The organism is Bradyrhizobium sp. CCBAU 11430 (assembly GCF_028128855.1).
Taxonomy (GTDB): domain Bacteria; phylum Pseudomonadota; class Alphaproteobacteria; order Rhizobiales; family Xanthobacteraceae; genus Bradyrhizobium; species Bradyrhizobium ottawaense.
Genome location: NZ_LBJV01000023.1, coordinates 1 through 4,690, shown reverse-complemented (window position 1 = coordinate 4,690; position 4,690 = coordinate 1). Strand labels below are relative to the sequence as shown.

4 protein-coding genes are annotated in these 4,690 nt (G+C 63.5%); 3 read left to right on the top strand and 1 reads right to left on the bottom strand.

The annotated features are described in order from the left end of the window. Positions 1–7: 7 nt before the first annotated feature. Positions 8–919: a LysR family transcriptional regulator gene (locus XI04_RS08180; protein WP_152103600.1), complete on the bottom strand. Its 912-nt coding sequence runs from the start codon at positions 917–919 to the stop codon at positions 8–10. 289 nt (positions 920–1,208) lie between these two features. Here XI04_RS08180 and XI04_RS08175 point away from each other — a divergent pair, with 289 nt between their 5' ends. The 3 genes from XI04_RS08175 (at position 1,209) to XI04_RS08165 (ending at position 4,607) form a co-directional block, all read left to right on the top strand. After that, a complete protein-coding gene (locus XI04_RS08175) occupies positions 1,209–2,390 on the top strand; it encodes an HlyD family secretion protein (RefSeq protein WP_152103601.1) in 1,182 nt (393 codons plus the stop codon). 117 nt (positions 2,391–2,507) lie between these two features. Then, complete coding sequence (locus XI04_RS08170) at positions 2,508–4,118, top strand: MDR family MFS transporter (protein WP_212474948.1); 1,611 nt, start codon at positions 2,508–2,510, stop codon at positions 4,116–4,118. Between the two features lie 27 nt (positions 4,119–4,145). After that, complete coding sequence (locus XI04_RS08165) at positions 4,146–4,607, top strand: carboxymuconolactone decarboxylase family protein (RefSeq protein WP_028140047.1); 462 nt, start codon at positions 4,146–4,148, stop codon at positions 4,605–4,607. The last annotated feature ends 83 nt before the right edge of the window (positions 4,608–4,690 follow it).

Sequence of the window (4,690 nt, the reverse complement as noted above, 5' to 3'; positions counted from 1 at the left end):
ACGTCGCTCATGAATACGGATTGATCAGCTTTTGCTGCTCGGCGCTGTGGTGCGCGAGCAGGTCGATGAAGGTCCTGACCTTCGCCGACAGATGATGACGATGCGGATAGACCGCGTTCATGGACAGCTCGATCGTCCGATATTCCGGCAAGAGGCGCACGAGGCGACCGGCTTCGAGGTCGTCCTGAATGAGAAATCCCGCCATCAGACAGATTGCGGCCCCCTCCAGTGCGACCTTGCGCAGCGCTTCCCCGCTATTGGTGACGAAGCTGCCCGAGATGCGTACGGAGGCCGGTGCGCCTTTGCGATCCAGGAAGCGCCATTCATCGCCAAACGGATAGTTCAGGTGCCGGCCACAATTATGCGCGGCGAGCTCGTCGAGCTTCTGCACCCGGCCGTGCTTCTCGAGATAATCGTGCGAGCAGCACAGCACGTGACGCCAGGTGGCGAGGCTGCGGACGATCAGGCTTGAATCCGGCGGCGAGGTCATGCGCAAGGCGACGTCGTAGCCTTCCTCGATGAGATCGACGTCACCTTCGCCCATGCGCAGATCGATCTTGAGCTCCGCATAGGTCGACAGAAGCTTTGCCACCACAGGCGCGACGAACTGCACCATATGCGTGGCGACGTGGATGCGCAGCGTGCCGCGGGGCACCGACTGCAATTCGCCGGCGATATCGTCGGCCTGTTCGATGTCGGCGAGGATCTGGACGCAGCGGTCGTAATAGGCCTTGCCGATCTCGGTGAGGTTGACCTTGCGCGTGGTCCGCTGAAGCAGCCTCACCCCGAGCCGGTCTTCCAGCGCCTGAACGTGATTGCTCACCATGGTGGTCGACATGTTGAGCTTACGGGCGGCTGCAGAGAAGCCGCCGGTCTCTACCACCCGGCTGAAGACTTCGAGGCTGGTCAATCGATCCATGGCAGCGGATTATCCGCCTTTGATGGATAATCGCAATGAATTCACCCCGATTATCTATCAAAAACTTGGAGTTCGTCCGGCTTGGAGGCTCGGGTCCAGCAGGACGCATACGTTAGCGCAAATCGCTCGACGGGCGCGGCAATCGCTCTGGGGCAGGCGCGGGTCTGGCCCGCTAGACATTACAACCAGCCGGATTATCCAGCCCCGATGGATAATCCTTCCAGCATTTCGCCGATTATCACCCGGCCCAGAAAGACCAATAGTCTCGGTACGCCGATAGGAGACTTCCATGTCCGAGATGCCCCGCGCCGAGATTTTTCAGCAGGCAACTGAAATCACCCCCGATAGCACCAAGCCGCCGCCGACTATCCCGCTCCGGAACAGGGTGCGGCGCGCGGCGCTGGCGCTCGCGCTCCTCGCGGGCACGGCAACCGCTGTCTATTACGGGCACGACTACTGGACCAACGGCCGCTACCTCGAGACAACCGACGACGCCTATGTGAAGGCCGACTCCACGATCATCGCGCCAAAAATCTCCGGCTACATCGCCAAGGTGCTGGTCAGTGACAACGAAAAGGTGAAGGCTGGCCAGGCGCTGGCCAAGATCGACGATCGTGACTTCAAGGCGGCGCTCGACCAGGCCAAAGCCGACGTCGCCGCGGGCGAAGCCTCGGTGCGCAACATCGATGCCCAGCTCGAACTGCAACAGCCGATCATCGAGCAGAGCACGGCGGATGTCACCGCTGCCGACGCCAACCTGAAATTCGCGCAGGAAGAGCGCGCCCGTTACGACGACCTCATGAAGACCGGCTCCGGCACGATCCAGCGCGCGCAGCAGACCGACGCGGCGCTACGCGCGAGCAGCGCGCAATTGCAGCACGCGAAATCCGGCCTGCTGGCCGCGCAGCGCAAGATCGACGTGCTCACCACCCAGCGCGCCCAGGCGGCGGCCCAGCTCGAACGGGCCCGCGCCGTCGCGCAGCAGGCGGCGTTGAACCTGTCCTATACCGAGATCACCGCGCCGGTCGAGGGCACCGTCGGCGCCCGCTCGCTGCGCGTCGGCCAGTACGTGCAAGCCGGCACGCAATTGATGGCGGTGGTACCGCTCGATGCGGTGTACGTGGTGGCCAACTTCAAGGAGACCCAGCTCACGCATGTGCGGCCGGGTCAGCCGGTCGAGTTGCACGTCGACAGTTTTCGCAATCGAACCCTGCACGGCCATGTCGACAGCCTGTCGCCGGCAAGCGGGCTCGAATTCGCGCTGCTGCCGCCCGACAACGCCACCGGCAATTTCACCAAGATCGTGCAGCGGGTCCCGGTGAAGATCGTGCTCGACGACCACAGCCTCACCGGCCTGCTGCGCCCCGGCATGTCGGCGGTGCCGACGGTCGATACCAAGCATGCGGTGCTGGCCGAGCGCGAGACGGCGAAGCGCCTCGCCGACAACACGTCCCGCCCGAACGGCGGCTGAAGCCGGAAGGCGTCGGCGGGATTATCAAATCCTGCCGGACGATCCTTCCACAACTTCATCGATGATCGAAACCATTCGCCGAACGCATCCTGTCTCCGTACCCGAGACGAGGCTTCCATGAGCACGCTGCAACCGACCGTCGACGCCGCCGCCAATCTCACCGCCCCCGCAGCTCCGACCACGCCGGCCGTATCCGCAAAAACCTGGGTCGCGGTGATCGGCGCGACGCTCGGCGCCTTCATGGCGGTGCTGAACATCCAGATCGTCAACGCCTCGCTCGCCGACATCCAGGGCGCGATCGGCGCCGGCATCGACGACGGCGGCTGGATCTCGACCTCCTATCTGATCGCCGAAATCGTGGTGATCCCGCTCTCCGGCTGGCTGGCGCAGGTGTTCTCGATCCGGATTTACCTTCTGACCAACGCGGTCCTGTTCCTGGTTCTCTCGGCGGCTTGCGCACTGGCGCAGGATTTGCCGCAGATGATCGTGCTGCGCGCCGTGCAGGGATTTACCGGCGGTGTCCTGATTCCCATGGCGTTCACGCTGATCATCACGCTGCTGCCGCGCGCAAAACAGCCGGTCGGCCTTGCGCTGTTCGCGCTGTCGGCGACGTTCGCGCCGGCGATCGGCCCGACCATCGGCGGCTATCTCACCGAGAATTTCGGCTGGGAGTACATCTTCTACGTCAACCTCGTCCCCGGCGCGGTGATGGTCGGCATGCTCTGGTACGCTCTCGAGCCCAAGCCGATGAAGCTGGCGCTGCTGCGCGACGGCGACTGGGCCGGCATCGTCACCATGGCGATCGGGCTATCGACGCTCCAGACCGTGCTGGAGGAAGGCAACAAGGACGACTGGTTCGGCTCGCCCTTCATCGTCAGGCTGTCAGTGATCGCGGCCGTCGCGCTGACCGCCTTCCTGATCATCGAGCTCACGGTGAAGAAGCCGCTCCTCAACCTGCGCTTGCTCGTCCGCCGCAATTTCGGCTTCGGCATGCTCGCAAATTTTCTGCTCGGCATCGCGCTGTACGGCTCGGTCTTCATCCTGCCGCAATATCTGTCGCGCATCCAGGGCTACAATTCCGAGCAGATCGGCATGGTGCTGGCATGGACCGGATTGCCGCAACTCCTGCTGATTCCGCTGGTGCCGCGCCTGATGCAGAAGTTCGATGCGCGGATCATCATCGGCGTCGGCTTCGTGCTGTTCGCGGCTTCCAACTTCATGAACATCTATATGACCATTGATTACGCCGCCGACCAGCTGCTGTGGCCCAACATCGTCCGCGCCATCGGCCAGGCGCTGGTGATGGCGCCGCTGTCGGCGGTCGCCACATCAGGCATCGAGCCGGAGAACGCGGGCTCGGCCTCGGGCCTGTTCAACATGATGCGCAATCTCGGCGGCGCCGTCGGCATCGCACTGCTCCAGACCGTGCTGACCAAGCGCGAGCAGTATCACTCCAACGTGCTGATGCAGTCGGTCTCGGTGTTCGAGCAGGCCACCCGCACACGGCTGGAACAGCTCACGCAATATTTCGTCAATCATGGCATCCTCGACCGTGCGGATGCGGCGCATCGCGCCTATGTCGCGATTGGCCATATCGTGCAGAAGCAGGCCTATATCTTCGCCTTCAGCGACACGTTTTATCTGCTCGGCATGGCGCTGATCGTCGCGCTCGCCGCGGTCCTGTTCCTGAAGAAGCCCGGCCAGACCTCAGCCGGTGGTGCCCACTGACTCAACCCAGCAGCAAGGAGAACGACCATGAAACCCCGCATGAACTACTATCAGGCCGCGCCGGACACGATCAAAGCGCTGATGGCGCTGGAGACGCAGATCCAGTCCACGGGGCTCGAGAAATCGCTGATCGAGCTCGTCAAGATCCGGGCGTCGCAGATCAACGGCTGCGCCTTTTGCATCAACATGCACACCGAGGACGCGCGCAAGCGCGGCGAGACCGAGCAGCGCATCTACCTGCTCGATGCCTGGCGCGAATCCCCGCTCTACACCGATCGCGAGCGCGCCGCGTTGGCCTGGACGGAATCGGTCACGCTGATCGCGCAGACGCATGCGCCTGATGACGTCTACGGGCAGGTCCGCGCGCAGTTCTCCGAGGAAGAGACGGTGAACCTGACCATGCTGATCGGCGCCATCAACGCCTGGAACAGGATCGCGATCGCGTTCCGCGCGGTTCATCCGGTGAAGGTGAAGGCGTCGGCGGCGTGAAGGGGCGCGCCCCGAGGCAGGTCTCGTAGCAACCATTAAAGCACGCCCGATTTCCGCGAGCATGACGCCGTGCTTGCGGCCGT